The organism is Deinococcus piscis (genome assembly GCF_014653275.1).
Lineage (GTDB): Bacteria > Deinococcota > Deinococci > Deinococcales > Deinococcaceae > Deinococcus > Deinococcus piscis.
The window spans coordinates 1-15,538 of record NZ_BNAL01000041.1; the positions used below are offsets into that span (position 1 = coordinate 1).

The 15,538-nt window shown below is 62.6% G+C and carries 15 protein-coding genes; 9 read left to right on the forward strand and 6 right to left on the reverse strand.

What is annotated here, in order from left to right; genetic code table 11:
• Window positions 1-173 precede the first annotated feature (173 nt).
• Together IE158_RS11930 and msrB are read right to left on the reverse strand one after the other, a co-directional pair.
• Window positions 174-1,394 (reverse strand): toxic anion resistance protein, encoded by a 1,221-nt coding sequence (locus IE158_RS11930; protein WP_189643934.1) that lies wholly within the window; start codon window positions 1,392-1,394, stop codon window positions 174-176.
• Window positions 1,395-1,556: 162 nt separating this feature from the next.
• Entirely contained in the window at window positions 1,557-2,030 is a 474-nt protein-coding gene (msrB, locus tag IE158_RS11935; RefSeq protein WP_189643935.1) for a peptide-methionine (R)-S-oxide reductase MsrB, read from the reverse strand.
• Between the two features lie 156 nt (window positions 2,031-2,186).
• Here msrB and IE158_RS11940 point away from each other — a divergent pair, with 156 nt between their 5' ends.
• Window positions 2,187-3,206, forward strand: coding sequence for an NAD(P)H-dependent flavin oxidoreductase (locus IE158_RS11940; RefSeq protein WP_189643936.1), 1,020 nt, complete (start codon window positions 2,187-2,189; stop codon window positions 3,204-3,206).
• A 20-nt stretch (window positions 3,207-3,226) separates the two neighbouring features.
• On the opposite strand, the gene IE158_RS11945 is transcribed toward IE158_RS11940, so the two are convergent.
• The 3 genes from IE158_RS11945 to ftsH form a co-directional block, all read right to left on the reverse strand.
• The gene (locus IE158_RS11945) at window positions 3,227-4,342 is read right to left on the reverse strand and encodes an alanine racemase (protein ID WP_189643937.1); all 1,116 of its coding nucleotides are present in this window, start codon (window positions 4,340-4,342) and stop codon (window positions 3,227-3,229) included.
• Window positions 4,342-4,791 (reverse strand): GNAT family N-acetyltransferase, encoded by a 450-nt coding sequence (locus tag IE158_RS11950; protein ID WP_189643938.1) that lies wholly within the window; start codon window positions 4,789-4,791, stop codon window positions 4,342-4,344. Before IE158_RS11950 ends, IE158_RS11945 begins: the two co-directional genes overlap by 1 nt.
• 178 nt (window positions 4,792-4,969) lie before the next feature.
• Window positions 4,970-6,853 (reverse strand): ATP-dependent zinc metalloprotease FtsH, encoded by a 1,884-nt coding sequence (ftsH, locus tag IE158_RS11955; protein ID WP_189643939.1) that lies wholly within the window; start codon window positions 6,851-6,853, stop codon window positions 4,970-4,972.
• Between the two features lie 222 nt (window positions 6,854-7,075).
• On the opposite strand from ftsH, the gene dnaK reads away from it, so the two are divergent.
• From dnaK to IE158_RS11985, 6 genes are all read left to right on the forward strand, one after another.
• Complete coding sequence (dnaK, locus tag IE158_RS11960) at window positions 7,076-8,974, forward strand: molecular chaperone DnaK (protein ID WP_189643940.1); 1,899 nt, start codon at window positions 7,076-7,078, stop codon at window positions 8,972-8,974.
• Between the two features lie 211 nt (window positions 8,975-9,185).
• Window positions 9,186-9,893 (forward strand): nucleotide exchange factor GrpE, encoded by a 708-nt coding sequence (locus IE158_RS11965; RefSeq protein WP_229839103.1) that lies wholly within the window; start codon window positions 9,186-9,188, stop codon window positions 9,891-9,893.
• 24 nt (window positions 9,894-9,917) lie between these two features.
• Window positions 9,918-10,118, forward strand: a complete 201-nt coding sequence (locus IE158_RS11970; RefSeq protein WP_189643941.1) for a hypothetical protein — start codon at window positions 9,918-9,920, stop codon at window positions 10,116-10,118.
• On the forward strand, window positions 10,115-10,792 hold the full coding sequence (locus IE158_RS11975) for a VF530 family DNA-binding protein (RefSeq protein WP_189643942.1): 678 nt from the start codon (window positions 10,115-10,117) through the stop codon (window positions 10,790-10,792). Before IE158_RS11970 ends, IE158_RS11975 begins: the two co-directional genes overlap by 4 nt.
• 30 nt (window positions 10,793-10,822) lie before the next feature.
• The gene (locus IE158_RS11980) at window positions 10,823-11,755 is read left to right on the forward strand and encodes a DnaJ C-terminal domain-containing protein (RefSeq protein ID WP_189643943.1); all 933 of its coding nucleotides are present in this window, start codon (window positions 10,823-10,825) and stop codon (window positions 11,753-11,755) included.
• A 59-nt stretch (window positions 11,756-11,814) separates the two neighbouring features.
• Window positions 11,815-12,339: a GNAT family N-acetyltransferase gene (locus tag IE158_RS11985; protein WP_189643944.1), complete on the forward strand. Its 525-nt coding sequence runs from the start codon at window positions 11,815-11,817 to the stop codon at window positions 12,337-12,339.
• On the opposite strand, the gene galE is transcribed toward IE158_RS11985, so the two are convergent.
• Window positions 12,336-13,331, reverse strand: coding sequence for a UDP-glucose 4-epimerase GalE (gene galE, locus IE158_RS11990; protein ID WP_189643945.1), 996 nt, complete (start codon window positions 13,329-13,331; stop codon window positions 12,336-12,338). The genes IE158_RS11985 and galE overlap by 4 nt on opposite strands.
• 72 nt (window positions 13,332-13,403) lie before the next feature.
• Between galE and IE158_RS11995 the strand changes: the two genes are divergently transcribed.
• Together IE158_RS11995 and IE158_RS12000 are read left to right on the forward strand one after the other, a co-directional pair.
• On the forward strand, window positions 13,404-14,564 hold the full coding sequence (locus IE158_RS11995) for an MFS transporter (RefSeq protein WP_189643946.1): 1,161 nt from the start codon (window positions 13,404-13,406) through the stop codon (window positions 14,562-14,564).
• A 42-nt stretch (window positions 14,565-14,606) separates the two neighbouring features.
• Entirely contained in the window at window positions 14,607-15,443 is an 837-nt protein-coding gene (locus tag IE158_RS12000; RefSeq protein WP_189643947.1) for a PPK2 family polyphosphate kinase, read from the forward strand.
• The last annotated feature ends 95 nt before the right edge of the window (window positions 15,444-15,538 follow it).

The following is a 15,538-nucleotide window of genomic DNA, read 5'->3' on the forward strand; positions in this document are numbered from 1 at the left end:
ATGCGTCCCGCCTCTTCTCGGAGGCTCAGAAACTATACAGACATTCGATCACCCTGTCAACCCTGGTTGGCAAGCAGCCTATGAGTGGCCAACACACCGTGTCCAGCAAGGCAAAAGCGAGTGCCGCCCCAGCTGATGGGAGCGGCATAAGTGAGTGAGCCTAAGCCCCGAACTTAGAGCTTGAGTTTGAGCTCTGGGCTGTCGGTGAGTTGCCGTGATAGATCGCTGTTCAGTACGCGTTGCTCACGGTTCAAATAGGTGTTGGCACTCTCGACTTGCTGTTGCAGGGCCGCCGTGGTCTGCGCGAACGAATCCAGTGCGCGCAGGCGGTAGGTACTGACATCATCCAGCGCAGCGTAAATATTGTCGAAGGCCGCTTGCAGGCGGGTCACATCAATGGTGGCGCTGCTGGCCTGCTGCTGAATCTGCGCTCCTTGCTGACGCAGCATGGTTGAGGTCGCCTCGATCATACTGGTGGTAGTAGAGTTCAGAGCCGTGATCTGATCCAGAACCAACTTCTGACTGCTCAGGGCCTGCGACACGATCACAGCAGTACGCAGAGCACTTACCGTAGTGGTGGTGGCGCGGTCCACGCCTTTAATCAGCTCCAAGTTGTTGCGGCGAACCAAATCCAGCGCCATGTAGCCCTGCACGCTCACCGCCAGCTGCGTGAGCAGGTCAGTGGTTCGTTGACGAACCGCGAACAGCAATTCTTCCTGGACCACCCGCGCCATTTCGGGGTCACGGGCCTGCAATTCGGGCAGGCGGGCACTCAGGTTCTCGTCAATAGCCCGCGAAAGCTGGATATAACTGCGCAGCTTATGCATTAGCTCCCACAGCGAGACTTTTTCTTGCTCGATAGAAGCGTTGTCCTTGCGCAGTTCGTCCTGGCCCCGGTAAAGGGTGTTCAAGATGGCGTTCATGTGGGCCTGCGAGGACTGGTAGCGCTGAAAGTAACTCTCGGCTTTGCGGCCAAAAGGAAGAATGCCCAGCAGCTTTTTGGGGCTAAGGCCGCTTTCGCGCGAGGGATCCAAGCTCTCCACCGTGCGCCGCAGGTCCAGCAGGCTGCTCGCCACCTTGCCACCTTCGCCCTCTTGCAGGCCCTTTTGGGAAGCCATAGGCCGGTCCAGCAGGCGGCTGCTGACCGCCGACGCCTGACGGATTTCCTCCTGTCCGAGATTGTGCAGCGACCGGGTTCCCTCGGTAAAGTTCAGGCTCTGGCTATCGCCACGCAGCAGCCCTGTGACGAACTCGTCGGCCCGGCGCTGAAGATCGGTCTTCTCGGCATCGCTCAGCCGCACCATTTCGTCGCCCTGCTCCTGTCGGATCACGGGCACCGGACGGGGGGCTTCCAGCGGCTCAGGCGGAACAAGTTGCAGATCTTGGTCGGTCATAGGAACTCCTTAGATTCAGTTCTAACGGTGTGGCACTGCGCCAAGCGTCCGACTTTGGGAGGACGGCCCAAGCGGCGCAGAACAAATTAAGGGGCATGTCGCCCTTCCGCTCCTGATACGCACTGACGCCACCATCCGTTCCGGGCCGCTTCCGAGCCTGCGTCAAACGGCGGATGGGTCAAACAGCGGGCGGTACTCACCGTATCCTTCAGCTTCCAGTTGCGAGAGCGGCACAAAGCGCAGCGCCGCCGAGTTGATGCAGTAGCGCAGCCCGCCCTGGTCCTGGGGACCATCAGGAAATACGTGGCCCAGGTGAGAGTCGGCCACCTGAGAGCGCACTTCGGTGCGGGGATACATCAGCTTGAAGTCGGTCTTTTCGGTGAGTCCGGCAATGGGCCGGGTAAAGCTGGGCCAGCCACAGCCAGCGTCATACTTGTCGCGCGAGCTGAACAGCGGCTCACCCGACACCACGTCCACATAGATGCCGTCCTCGGTGGTGTCCCAGTACTCGCCGGTGAAGGCCCGCTCGGTGCCCTCGTGCTGGGTGACCTGATACTGCTCGGGGGTCAGCTGCGTGCGCAGGTCCGCATCGGCTGGCTTGCGGTAGCCTTCGGGGGTCCAGTTGGGTTTGGTCATGGGGGCAGTCTAGAAGCCCGGCGCTTCCCGGACGCTGTAAGCCCGCACAATCATTCGGGCTTAGAGTCTGCTTCAGAGCACCGCTTAAGGCGACAGGCCCAACTCAGAAGTCCCATAAATCAGCTGGCTGGACGAACATCCGCCTAAGATGGGACCATGCCCAAAAGCCCTTTTCCTGCCCGCCTGCCCCTGGTTCAGGCCCCAATGGCTGGAGTGACCACCCCGGAACTGGTGGCCGCGGTCAGCGAGGCTGGGGCGCTCGGTTCACTCGGTGCCGGTTATCTGAGTGCCGAGCGACTCGCGGCTGATCTGAAGCGCATCCGGCAACTGACGCCCCAGCCCTTCATGGTGAACCTATTCGTGCCTGACCCGGAGCCGCAGTTCAGCGCAGATGAGCTGAACGCCGCCTTGACCGCGCTTCAACCCATGCTGAACGATCTGCAACTGCCGCGCCCGACCCTGGCCCCGCCCTATGCTGCCGACTTCGGGGACCAGCTGTGCGTGCTGCTGGAGGAGGCACCGGCAGCTGTGTCCTTTACCTTCGGGCTGCCGGACACGGACATAATGCGGGCATTCCAGGCGCAGGGCACACAGGTCTGGTTAACGGTCACCAGCCTGGAGGAAGGGGAGCAGGCTGCGGCGCTACACCCAGATGCTCTGGTGGCGCAGGGCCGCGCCGCCGGTGGGCACCGGGGAGGCTGGCAAGCTGACGCTCTGGCCCCCACCGTGGAACTGACCCAGGAGCTGCTGGCGCTCGGACAGCCGGTGGTTGCCGCTGGCGGCCTGATGACACCGGGCGACATTCGCCGGGCGCTGGAGGCAGGCGCGGCTGCCGCGCAGTGCGGCACCGCTTTTCTGCTGGCGCGTGAAGCGGGCACTTCGGCCCCCTACCGTGAGGCGCTGGAAGGTGCCCGCAGGGGCGGCGAAGCAGCAATGACCATGCTGACGCGGGGGCCTTCGGGCAGACTGGCACGGGGACTGGTGAACCGACTGGCTGCTGTGGACACGGTTCTTCCCTACCCAGCCCAGAATGCGCTTACCCAGCCGCTGCGTGCTGAGGCCACCCGGCAGCACCGCCCGGAGTGGCTCAGCCTGTGGGCCGGTGAGCAAGTCGCTGAGCTGACCGGGGAGCGCAGCGCCGCCGAACTGGTGCGCTGGCTGACCTCAGAGCTCTGAATGATCCCAGGCCGTCTGCCTCAGCTGCGCGGCATGGCCAGCTGCTCGGCCAGGCGCTGCCCCGCGCTGTTCACCACCACTTTGTCAATGTAGGCCGAGTTCATCAGGTGCAGGGCCCCCATGTATTTCAGGCGAAAGCACACATGGTCGCCCACCTTTAGCCCCGCCGCATTCTCGCCCGCGTCCAGCACCAGCATGTCGGAACTGGCGTCCAGCACGCCCAGGGCCTCGTCCTCCAGAATCAGGTACTGCGGTGAAACGTCCAAGTACCCCACGTCCAAGATGGCGCGGTGAGCTGTCGCACCCTCTTCATAGTCATTCTGCGCACTGACCCCAAAAGGATTCTTGCCCAGCGGCCCAGAGGGATTCATCGGCTTTTGGGACAGCTCAATCACCTGCGCGTGCAGTTCCAAGACATCGTCATGCATGTCCTCGAAGGTCCGTTCCTCGAACAGATCGGCCCCGAAATAGAGCGCCTCGCCCACCCGGAAGTGGTTCACGCTGGCGGGCAACTGCCCCCGCTTCAGCAGCGGCAAGGTCACGGTGGTGCCGGCACTCACCCACGGAATCTTGACCCCGTGCTTGAGCTCCAAAATGGTGCGGTACAGCCCCAGCTGAATCAGCTTGTCTTCGCTGGGCATGACCCCATTCAGGCAGTTCAGGTTGGTGCCTACACCAATCACCTCTGTCCCCGGCAGGCCGAACACCTGCGCATACAGCTGGTCAAGGTCTTCACGCATCACGCCTTCGCGCAGGTCGCCCATCTCAATCATGATGATGACTTTGTGGACCCGGCCCTGGCGCACGGCTTCTTCGGAGATGCGGCGCAGCGTTTCCAGTTCGGTGTTGAACGACACGTCGGCCCAGCGCACCAGGTCTTCCACATAGTCCCAGGCGGGCGGCTTGATATACACCGTCTGCGCTTCGGGGCACAGCTCCTTGATCACGCGCAAGTTACTGATGCGGGAATCCAGCACCTCGCGCACGCCCAAACGCAGCACCTCGTTAATAAACAGCTCGTTGCCACAAAACAGCTTGGTTACCACTCCCCATTCGATGTCCTGGGCAGCAAACAGCGCCTCAAGGTGAGCGTAATTGTGGGCCAGCTTGTCGCGGTTGAGGGTGATGTAGGCCATCAGCGGGTCAGGCGCATCTCAAGGTACTTGTTGGTAAAGCCGTAGCGCTCGTACAGGGCGCGGGCGGGATTGTGCGGCTCCACATGCAGGGCGATGGAGCCGCTCAGGTGGCCTGTGATGGCTTCCATCAGCCCCTTGCCCACACCTTTGCCCCGGCTGTCACCATGCACCGCGATATAAACGAGGATGTTCTCGGGGATAAACCCGCTCATGCCGGTCCGGTTGGTGATAGATGCGCCCAGAAGACGGCCCTCCTCACGGGCCGTAAACACAGCACCCCCGCGCTCAGCCGCGTAGTCCAGGCAAGCTTGGATATCGGGCAGATCGTCGCCGTACTCCTCCAGATGGGTAAATAGGAACTGCGCGACCTCCTCACGCAGCACCGCTGACAAGGGCGGCTGACCGGGGCCGAGGGAAAGGGCAGTGGTGTGAATGGTGGTCTGAGACATGCAGGACCTCCTCTAAATGAGAGATGGGAGCTAAGCTACACAGTGAAAGACTCGTGCAGGCCGGTGCCTATGCAAGCCGGTGCCCACGCTGGCGGCCCAGCCGGATGTCTGTCAGCGTAACCCGTCCCCGGGACCAGGAACTGTGCTCTCTGCGAACCCAGCAGGCTGCCAGGAGGCCTCAGGCCAGCTCTGGCTTGAGCTGCGGCAGAACTCCCGGAGGCTTTGCGGGGGCTGTCCCCAACACAGGCAAGGTGCCGCCCTGCATGACCACCGCCAACTCCTCGCCACTGAGCGATTCCCGCGCCAGCAATACGTCCGTCAGGCGGTGCAGCAGGTGAATGTGCTCGGTCAGCAGGTCAGCGGCGCGGCGGTACTGGCTGTTGAGCAAGTCGGTCACGGCCCGGTCAATGGCTTCGGCGGTCTGGTCGCTGTAACTGCTCGGCTGCGGACCATAGCTCAGGTACGTGCTGCCCTCTTCGGCCAGGGCCAGCGGCCCCACCTCACTCATACCCCATTCGGTGACCATGCGCCGGGCCAGCGCCGTGGCCTGCTGAAAATCGTTGGCCGCTCCAGTGGTCACTTCGCCTACCGCTACCTGCTCGGCAGCATGCCCCGCCAGTGCCACACACAGCTGGTCCAGCATGGCACTGCGGCTGAGATGAAGCCGGTCCTCGGGCGTGTAGAGCGCCGCGCCCAGCGCCCGGCCACGCGGCACCACCGTCAGCTTGTGAGCTTTGTCGGCGTGGGGCAGCAACTGGGCGGCGAGGGCATGGCCCACCTCATGGTAGGCCGTAATCCGGCGGTCCGCTTCCTCAATCACCAGGCTGCGCCGCTCTGGACCCATCAGCACCCGGTCCCGCGCCTCATCAATATCCGACATCAGAATCCGGTGGCGTTCTGACCGCGCCGCCAGCAAGGCCGCTTCATTCAGCAGGTTCTCCAGGTCCGCCCCCACCATCCCCGCGGTGCGCCGGGCAATCAGCGCCAGGTCCACACCGGGGTCCAGCGGTTTGGTGCGGGAGTGAATCCGCAGGATTCGCTCCCGCCCTGCCGCGTCGGGCGCGTCCACTACGACTTGCCGGTCAAAGCGGCCCGGACGCAGCAGCGCTGCGTCCAGCACATCCGGGCGGTTGGTTGCCGCCAGAATGATGATGTCCTGTCCTTCTGCCGCTGCCTCGCCCCGGAAGCCGTCCATTTCCACCAGCAGCTGGTTGAGCGTCTGCTCGCGTTCGTCGTTGCCACCTTGCATGCCGGTGCCCCGCTTGCGGCCCACGGCATCGATCTCGTCCATGAAGATGATGCAGGGGGCTGCTTTGCGGGCCTGCTCGAACAGGTCACGGACACGGGCCGCACCGACCCCGACGAACATCTCCACAAAGTCGGAGCCGGAGATGGCAAAGTAGGGAACGCCGGCTTCGCCGGCGACGGCTTTGGCAAGCAGGGTCTTGCCGGAGCCAGGCGGGCCGACAAGCAGCAGACCGTGAGGGATGCGTGCGCCCAGAGCGCGGTATTTGTCGGGCTGGCGGAGGAAATCCACGACTTCTTGCAGGTCGGCTTTGGCTTCTTCGCAGCCTGCCACGTCCGCAAAGGTCACTCCGACCCGGTCAATATTCACCACACTGGCCCGGCTTTTGCCAAAAGCCTGAGCTGCTGGGTCCCCGTTTCCCATCTGCCGCGAGCGAAACAGCATATATAGCAGCACCCCGATGAGCAACAGCGACAGCATCCAGCTGAGCACTGTCAGCCAGCTGGTGCCGGAAGGCGGGCGGTAAGCCACTTTGACCCCGCGCCGCTGCAATTCGCTGAAGGTCAGCGCAGGATCACCGGGGAGGGTCCGGGTCTGGTAAGGCTTTCCACCCACCAGCAGGCCATGAAGTTCCAGGGTGTCGCCGTCCGGGCGGAGCACGGCAGTTTCGACCCGCCGCCCGTCCAGCTGAGCTGTGAACTCACTCAGCGGCATCTCTTTGGGCCCCGGCGAGAGCAGCGTCAGGCCCAGCAAAGCTGCGAGAGCAACTCCGCCCACCAGCCACTTCCACCAGCGCCTCAGCCAGCCTGCGTTCATACGTCAGTGTACGGCGCTGTAGGCCAACCAGACTGTGAACTCCCTGCCCGCCATGCCCTCCCGAATGAATGCTGGCTCAATCTCAGATATGAGTGCATTACACTCAAGTCTATTGACACTATAGAAATGTGCCTCTATGCTAGATGGAGCATCAACAAGGCTGATTCGGCCACAGGCTGAAACCCAGCCTAGACCGACCTCAACCCCATAAGGAGAATCAATATGGCTAAAGCAGTAGGAATTGACCTGGGTACGACCAACTCCGTCATCGCCGTGATGGAAGGTGGCCGCCCCGAAGTGATCGTGAACGCCGAAGGCAACCGCACCACCCCTTCCGTCGTGGCCTACAAGGGCGACGAGCGCCTGGTGGGCCAGATTGCCCGCCGTCAGGCTGCGCTGAACCCGCAGGCCACGCTGTTTGAAGTGAAGCGCTTCATTGGCCGCCGCTGGGATGAGGTCAAGGACGACGCCGCCCGCAGCCCCTTTACTGTCAAAGAAGGCCCCGGCGGTTCCGTGCGGATTGAGGTGGACGGCAAGGACTACGCCCCCGAGCAGGTCAGCGCCGAAGTGCTGCGCAAGCTGGTGAGCGACGCCTCTGCCAAGCTGGGTCAGAAAATCACTGACGCGGTGATTACCGTGCCCGCCTACTTCGACAACTCGCAGCGTGAAGCCACCAAGCAGGCCGGTGAAATCGCAGGCCTGAACGTGCTGCGCGTGATCAACGAACCCACCGCTGCTGCGCTGGCCTACGGCCTGGAGCGCAAAGGCGACGAAACGATTCTGGTGTTTGACCTGGGTGGCGGCACCTTCGACGTGACCATCCTGGAGCTGGGCGACGGCGTGTTTGAAGTGAAATCCACCTCCGGCGATACCTCTCTGGGCGGCGCCGACTTTGACCAGCGCATCGTGGACTGGCTGGCCGAGGAGTTCAACAAAGAACACAACTTCGACCTCCGCAAGGACAAGCAGGCCCTACAGCGCCTGATCGAAGCCGCCGAAAAGGCCAAGATTGAGCTGTCCAACGCCTCTGAGACCTCTATCTCGCTGCCCTTTATCACCTTTGACCCCGAAACCCGCACCCCGCTGCACCTGGAGCGCACCCTGAGCCGCGCCAAGTTCGAGGAACTGACGGCCGACTTGCTCAAGCGCGTGCGTCAGCCGGTTGAGCAGGCCATGCGTGACGCGGGCCTGAGCGCCAGCGACCTGAACGAAGTGATTCTGGTGGGCGGCAGCACCCGCATCCCCGCCGTCAAGCGCATCGTCAAGGACCTGACCGGCAAGGAGCCCAACGAGTCGGTGAACCCCGACGAAGCTGTGGCCCTCGGCGCTGCCGTGCAGGCGGGCATCATCCAGGGCGACTCCAACCTGGGCGACATCGTGCTGGTGGACGTGACCCCGCTGACCCTGGGCGTGGAAGTCAAGGGCGGCATGATTGCCCCGATGATCACCCGCAACACCGCCGTCCCCGCCAAGAAGACCGAGATTTACACCACCGCCGAGAACAACCAGCCGGGCGTGGAAATCAACGTGCTGCAAGGTGAGCGGCCCATGGCCGCCGACAACAAGTCCCTGGGCCGCTTCAAGCTGGAGGGCATCCCCCCCATGCGCGCCGGTCAGGCTCAGATTGAAGTGACCTTCGACATTGACGCCAACGGTATCCTGAACGTGACCGCCAAGGAAAAGACCACCGGCAAGGAATCCAGCATCACCATCGAGAACACCACCACGCTGGACAAGAGCGATGTGGAGCGCATGGTGCAGGAAGCCGAGCAGAACGCCGAAGCCGACAAGGCCCGCAAGGAGCGCGTTGAGAAGCGCAACGCTCTGGACCAGATGCGTGTGCAGGCCCTGCAACAGATTGACGAGAACGAGGGCGCTCCCCAGGACGCCAAGGACAAGCTCAAGGCTGTGGCTGATGAAGCCGAGCAGGCCGTGAACAGCGACGACGACGCACGGATTGCCGAAGTTCAGGGCCGCCTGGAAGAAGAGCTGCGGAACTTCATGACCCAGAACAGCGCCGCTGCTGGCGCTCAGGCTGACGCCAGCCAGCCCGGAGCCGCCCAGGGCCATGACGACGACGTGATCGACGCCGACTTCACGCCCGCCGACGACAACAAGTAAGACCGATTGCGGCTGAATCGTTTTAAGTGAAAAACGATTCAGCCCGACCAAAGGGAGTAGCAACAAATACGTGCTGTGCGGTATGTAGGAACATGGAGCGCTCTTTGCGGAATGTTACGTAATAGAGCGCAGCACGTATAAACGTGGGAGGGCAGTGGCTGACCGGCCCGCCCTCCCCTTTTCACACCCTCTGAGCACCTATGCTGAAAGTATGTTTTCCAATTTTTCCAATCCTTTCGGCAAGAAAAAGGAGACCGACATGACCGACGACACCCGCCAGGACAAGCAACCACAGGACCAGAGCGCACAGCCCGAAAACATCCAGTTTGAGGGACAAGCTGCGGACAGCAGCCTCAAGGGGCGCACCAGTGACCTGCCCGACGACTTCCCCGAAGATTTCGAGATGCCTGAAGGCTTCCCCGAAATGGACGAGAACATGATGGCCCAGGTGCAGGAAATGATGGGTCAGCTGCAAAAAGGCCAGCGGGCCGACGAGCTAGAGCAGGAAAACGCCGATCTCAAGACCCGCCTGGGCCGCCTGGCCGCGGACTTTGAGGGCTACCGCACCCGCACCGCTGCCGAGACCGCCGAAGCCCAGAGCAAAGGCGTGAGCAAGGCCGCTGAGGCCCTGATGCCGGTGTATGACGACATTTCCCGCGCCCTGAGCATGGGCACCGAAGACCCCACCAAGCTGATTCCCGGCATGCAGGCGGTCCAGAGCAAAGTGCTGAGCATCTTCGCCAGCCTGGGCCTGGAACCCACTGGTCAAGAAGGTGAAGCCTTTGACCCTGCTTACCACGAGGCCATTCAGGTGGTTGAAGGTGAGGACGGCAAGATCGTGCAGACCTATGAACTCGGCTTCAAGATGGGTGAGCGCTCGGTACGTCCCGCCCGCGTGGCCGTAGGTCAAAAGAGCTGAGGGCTGGGCAAATGAGGGCGCCGCATGAGTAAACGGTCTACCGCCTTACTGCTAGCTGGGCTGTACGGCGCAGGTGGTGGGCTGGCTGTTCAGGGAATGCGTGACGCCTTTGGCGCTGGGCATCCCTGGCTGGCTCTGCTGTGCGCCGTGTGCTTTGCGCTGTTCCTCCTTTTGATCTGGCGCAATATGCACAGGCTGAAGCAGTTGCAAGGAGGGCAAACATGAGCCATGACCCTCTGCATGGCGTGACCCTCAAGCACATCGTCCAGCATCTGCATGCCGAATACGGCTGGGCAGGGCTGGCCGAGCGGGTTCCGGTCAAGTGTTTTCAGAGCAATCCTAGCCTCAGCAGCAGCCTCAAACTGCTGCGCCGCGAGGGTTGGGCGCGGGAACAGGTGGAAAGCGAGTATGTTCAGCTGGTCCAGCGGGAAGACAGCAACCCGCTGATAGACGCCCTTAAGCGCGGCGAACCCCTGAACCCAGGCAGCGTTAGCCAGACCAAGGCGCAGCAGGCACTGGCCTGGGCACTGCGGCACGGTACGCGGACAGAAGCCTTACTGGAGCTGCTGAGCGCCATTCAGGACGTTAATTTCTGGCCCGACTCGGAGCCGTTCCCCCTGCTGAATCAGGCCATTGAGGGCTCAGCCCCGGCGGCCTTTGTCCGCGAATTGCTGCGGCGCGGCGCAGATGTACATGATTCACGCTTCTGGCTGCCCCTGCTGCATACGGTAGACGTGGAAGGGCAAGCTTACAAAACCAAATCCCGTGCCCCCAGCACCGAGCTGCTAGACCTGCTGCTGGCTCATAGAGCCGACCCGCAGCGCACCGACTCACGCGGCCACACGGCACTGGACATTGCTCAGGCGTACGGCCTGAAAGCCTTCATCCACAAGCTTTAGCCTCATAGACACCGACCACAGGGAGGTCATATGGCTTACAAGGACTACTACGAGGTGCTGGGGGTCAGCCGCAGCGCTTCGGATTCGGATATCAAATCGGCCTACCGCAAGCTCGCCAAGAAGTACCATCCCGACAAAAACGCCGGCGACGAGACAGCCGCCGAGCGCTTTAAGGAAATTGGCGAGGCCTATGCGGTTCTCAGTGACCCCGAGAAGCGCCAAGCCTACGACCAGTTCGGACATACCGGGCAAGTCCCGCCAGGCGGCTACCCTGGCGGCGGCTTTCAGGGCGGCGACTTCAGCGGGTTCGACCCCAGCCAGTTCAGCGACTTTTTTCAGGACATGTTCGGTGGCCGGGCCGGCGGCATGGGAGGCCGGGGCGGGTTCACCTCGCCGGATGGTCGCCCGATTGACCTGGAAGACCTGTTCGGCGGCCTGGGCGGCATGGGCACAGCCCCTCAGGGCGGTGGCCGGCGCTTTGTGCAGAATGTAGAAGGCGAGCTGCAAGTCTCGCTGCGTGAAGCCTTTGAGGGTTCCGACGAAATCATCAATGTGGATGGCCGCCGTCTGAGCCTGCGTGTTCCCGCGGGCACCCGCGACGGCGCACGCCTGCGGCTGGCCGGTCAGGGCCCCGGCGGCGGCGACGTGCTGCTGACCATCCGGGTACTGGAAGATGCCCGCTTTGACCTGGACGGCGACGATCTCACCACCAGCGTGGACGTGCCCGCGCCACTGGCGGCCCTGGGCGGCGAGGTGAGGGTACAGACCATCACTGGCAGCGGCCAGCTGAACGTGCCCGCAGGCAGCAGCGGTGGCCGCCGCATGCGCCTCAAGGGTCAGGGCTGGCCCAAGAAAACGGGCGGGCGGGGTGACCTCTACGTGCGGCTCAACGTCACGGTGCCCAAGGATCTCAGCGCCGAGCAGCGCGACCTCTACGAGAAGCTGCGGGCGCTAGAGAAATAAAGCGCACCCAACAACCGGCAGCGACGCCCAGGAGGTCATGTGCAGCGATAAGCTGACGCATGGCCCCTTTTCTTGTTCGCCGCGCTACTCAGGGTGACGCCGCAGCCATAGCGCGGGTACATACGCAGAGTTGGCGCGAGACATACAGCGGCCTGATTCCTGAAGTCTCTCTGGAACAGGCCACGAACAGCCAAGCCTATGAGCGCCGCAAGGAAAGCTGGCGGGCCGCCCTTCGGGGAGAGGAGCAGGATGTGTTCGTGGCCGCGCAGGGGGGCGAGGTGGTGGCCTTTGCCTCAGTCGGTCCTGCGCGGGACCACCCCGGCTACGCCCACGAACTGACCACCCTCTACAGCCTCAGACGGGTGCAGGGCCAGGGCATCGGCAGGGCACTCCTTCACGCCGTCATGAACCAGGTTCAGGTGAAGGGCAGCCATACCCTCGCTCTGTGGGTGCTCAGCAGCAACCCCACTCGGCAGTGGTATGCAGCGCAGGGAGCACGGGAAGCAGGACAGAAGGTAGAAGGCGGCCTCACAGAAACCCGCATGGTCTGGGACGCTTTGCCCAGCAGCCAGGCAGAACCTTAAAACTCAAAGCCGTTGGGATGCGTGCGGTGCCAGGCCCAGGCCGTCTCGACCATCTGGCGCAGCTCCGGGAACTGTGGGGCAAAGCCCAGCTCCTCGCGGATGCGGGCGGCGTCAGCCACCAAACGGGGCGGGTCACCGGGACGGCGCCCGGCCACTTCACGGGGCAGCCGCACGCCAACCACTTGATCTACGGTATCGAGCACCTCACGCACGCTAAAGCCCTGGCCCAAGCCCACGTTGTAGGTGGCAGCATCAAAGCGGCCACTCAGCAGTGCCCCCAGCGCCAGCACATGCGCGTCGGCCAAATCTTGTACGTGGATGTAGTCACGCAGACAGGTGCCGTCGGGGGTGGGGTAATCGTCTCCGAACACCATCATCTTGGCGCGCTTGCCCAGCGCCGTCATACAGGCCAGCTCAATCAGGTGGGTCTGGCTGGCGTGCGCCTCCCCAATATCGGCCTCAGGGGCAGCGCCGCAGACATTGAAATACCGCAGAACCGTGTAGGGCTGACCGTGCGCGGCGTGCGCGGCGCGGATCATCTGCTCGGTCATCAACTTGGTTTCGCCGTACACGCTTTCCGGGCGCAGTGGGGCACTTTCTGGAATCGGCACCGCGTCGGTGGTGCCGTACACCGCCGCTGTACTGGAAAAGACCAGCGGTATCCGCCGCCCAGTGTCCTGCATGGCTTGCAGCAGGTTGAGGCTGCCCAGCACATTGTTGCGGTAGTAGCCCAGCGGCTCACGCATACTCTCGCCCACCTCAATCCGCGCCGCAAAGTGAATGATGGCTTCTGCCTGGGTTTCGGCCAGCGCCTGCATAATTGCGTCTGGGTTCAGCAGGTCGGCCTGAAACAGCCGCACGCCGTGAGGCAGCGCCGCCGCATGCCCACTGCTGAGATTGTCAAAGACCGCCACTTCATGCCCGGCACGGAGAAGCGCCCGCACCGTATGTGAACCAATGTATCCTGCGCCGCCTGTAACCAGAATCGTCATGCCTTCCAAGCTACGCCACCTCAGCACGCTTCAGGGCAATACCCATTCCACAAAGGTTAGGCTGACGAGGTCATGTCCGCCGCTTCCTCTGCTTTTCCCCGGCCCGCGTCCCGGTCTGCCCAGTGGGCGGTCAGTGCTCTCTTTTTCAGCTATGGCCTTCTATTTGCCACGCTGGGCCTCAATCTTCCCAGCCTGCGGGAAACGCTGGGGCTTTCCGATACCCAGGTGGGCCTCGCCCTGCTGGCAGTCAGTGTGGGAAGTCTGCTGACCATGCCCCTGACCGGCGGCTGGGCCGAACGCTGGGGCAGCCATCACCTCACCCGCCTGGGGGCCGCACTCACGTTCAGTGCCCTGCTCCTCCCTTTTTTCAGCACTTCACTGCCGCTTCTTATCCTGGCTTTCGGCATCCTGGGGCTGTGCAACGGCGTGCTGGATGTGGCCCTCAGCGCTCAGGGCGTGACGGTAGAAAAAGCCGCCGGACGCCCACTGATGAGCCGCCTCCACGCTTTTTACAGCTTGGGCGGCCTGGGCGGAGCGCTGGCAGGTGGCCTGCTGGTGGGCCGAGTGCCGCCGCTGTGGCATGTGGGCAGTGTAACGGCTGCCATGCTGCTGCTGGCCGCCTGGGCCTGGAACCGACTGCTGCCAGATGCCGCGCAAACTCCCGGCCCACACGCAGACACCCCTCAGGGTTCTCCAGTCCCGCGCACAGCCTTGGTGCTGGGCAGCCTGTGTTTTCTGGGCATGTTGACCGAAGGAGCCAATTACGACTGGGCCGCCATCTACTACCGCGATGTGTTGGGGGTTCAGGCAGGCGAAGTGGCCTGGGGCTATGGGGCCTTTGTGGGCGCTATGGCCCTGGGACGCTGGTTCGGAGACCGCTTCCGAGCCTGGTCGGGCGACCTCAGAGCCGTACGCGGAGGGGCGCTTTTGGCAGCGGCTGGGCTGGCCCTGGCCCTGCTCTGGCCGCACCCAGTGGCCTCCACGCTTGGTTTCGCTCTGTCAGGCTTGGGCCTCAGCAATGTGGTCCCTGTGATGTACTCGGTGGCTGGACATGCCCTGGCAGGGCGTGGCATTGCTACTGTTGCGACGATTGGATATGCCGGATTTCTCCTCGGACCGCCGGCTATCGGCTTCCTGTCCGACACCCTGGGGCTGCGCCTTGCCCTCGGAATGGCCGCAGCTGGAGCGGCACTGGTGGGTTTGCTGGCCGGGCGGGTCTTCCGGGCCGTCTAGGTGTGTGCATCTGGCAGATGCCGCACCCGCTAAGCTGGCACCATGATCAAAGCGCTACAGCAGCTCCGAGTTCCCTATGGCAAAAAGGTGAGCTTGGACAGTTACCCCACTGACGATCTGCTCTCTAACAAACCGCTGGACAAGGAAAAAATCCAGCAGGCCACTGAAGGCCTCCAGCAGCAACTCAGCGATTTGCAGGAAAAACTCTATGCCGGGGGCCAGCAATCGCTGCTGATCGTCCTTCAGGCACGTGACGGCGCAGGCAAGGACAGCACCGTAAAACGCGTGATGGGGGCTTTTAATCCCAACGGAGTCCACGTCGCCAACTTCAAAGCACCTACAGCGCTAGAGCTTGAGCATGACTTCCTTTGGCGGATTCATCAGCAAGTGCCTGCACATGGGATGATTGCCGTATTCAACCGCAGCCACTATGAGGACGTCTTGGTGACGCGGGTGCACGGCCTTATTGACGACGAGCAGGCCAAGCAGAATCTGATGCATATCATCAACTTCGAGCAGCTGCTGGCCGACGCCGGCACCCGCATTGTCAAGTTCTACCTGCACCTCAGTCCCGAGGAACAAAAATTACGGATGGAGGACCGTCTCAATGATCCAGCCAAGCATTGGAAGTTCAACCCCGATGACCTAAAGGACCGGGCGCTCTGGCACGAATACACAGCAGCCTACGAAGATGCCTTCACCACCAGCCGCAAACACGCGCCTTGGTACGTGATTCCAGCGGACCGCAAGTGGCTACGGGATTATCTCATCAGCCAGATTCTGGTCCATACGCTTGAGGAAATGAATCCACAGTTTCCCGAAGCTCACTTTGAAGCAGCAGATTACGTTGTTGCGGATATCCCCGACAAGAAGGGGTGAGCTGCAGCAAGTATCACTCAGCTAAAAGAAACGCCCCTCCATGTCTAAGGGAGGGGCGTTGATGTTTGGAGCGGGAGACGAGATTCGAACTCGCG

Bases quoted from the DNA above. Each gene is read 5' to 3' on its own strand.
- IE158_RS11930 (WP_189643934.1), bottom strand. From the start codon at position 1,394: ATGACCGACCAAGATCTGCAACTTGTTCCGCCTGAGCCGCTGGAAGCC.
- msrB (WP_189643935.1), bottom strand. From the start codon at position 2,030: ATGACCAAACCCAACTGGACCCCCGAAGGCTACCGCAAGCCAGCCGAT.
- IE158_RS11940 (WP_189643936.1), top strand. From the start codon at position 2,187: ATGCCCAAAAGCCCTTTTCCTGCCCGCCTGCCCCTGGTTCAGGCCCCA.
- IE158_RS11945 (WP_189643937.1), bottom strand. From the start codon at position 4,342: ATGGCCTACATCACCCTCAACCGCGACAAGCTGGCCCACAATTACGCT.
- IE158_RS11950 (WP_189643938.1), bottom strand. From the start codon at position 4,791: ATGTCTCAGACCACCATTCACACCACTGCCCTTTCCCTCGGCCCCGGT.
- ftsH (WP_189643939.1), bottom strand. From the start codon at position 6,853: ATGAACGCAGGCTGGCTGAGGCGCTGGTGGAAGTGGCTGGTGGGCGGA.
- dnaK (WP_189643940.1), top strand. From the start codon at position 7,076: ATGGCTAAAGCAGTAGGAATTGACCTGGGTACGACCAACTCCGTCATC.
- IE158_RS11965 (WP_229839103.1), top strand. From the start codon at position 9,186: ATGTTTTCCAATTTTTCCAATCCTTTCGGCAAGAAAAAGGAGACCGAC.
- IE158_RS11970 (WP_189643941.1), top strand. From the start codon at position 9,918: ATGAGTAAACGGTCTACCGCCTTACTGCTAGCTGGGCTGTACGGCGCA.
- IE158_RS11975 (WP_189643942.1), top strand. From the start codon at position 10,115: ATGAGCCATGACCCTCTGCATGGCGTGACCCTCAAGCACATCGTCCAG.
- IE158_RS11980 (WP_189643943.1), top strand. From the start codon at position 10,823: ATGGCTTACAAGGACTACTACGAGGTGCTGGGGGTCAGCCGCAGCGCT.
- IE158_RS11985 (WP_189643944.1), top strand. From the start codon at position 11,815: ATGGCCCCTTTTCTTGTTCGCCGCGCTACTCAGGGTGACGCCGCAGCC.
- galE (WP_189643945.1), bottom strand. From the start codon at position 13,331: ATGACGATTCTGGTTACAGGCGGCGCAGGATACATTGGTTCACATACG.
- IE158_RS11995 (WP_189643946.1), top strand. From the start codon at position 13,404: ATGTCCGCCGCTTCCTCTGCTTTTCCCCGGCCCGCGTCCCGGTCTGCC.
- IE158_RS12000 (WP_189643947.1), top strand. From the start codon at position 14,607: ATGATCAAAGCGCTACAGCAGCTCCGAGTTCCCTATGGCAAAAAGGTG.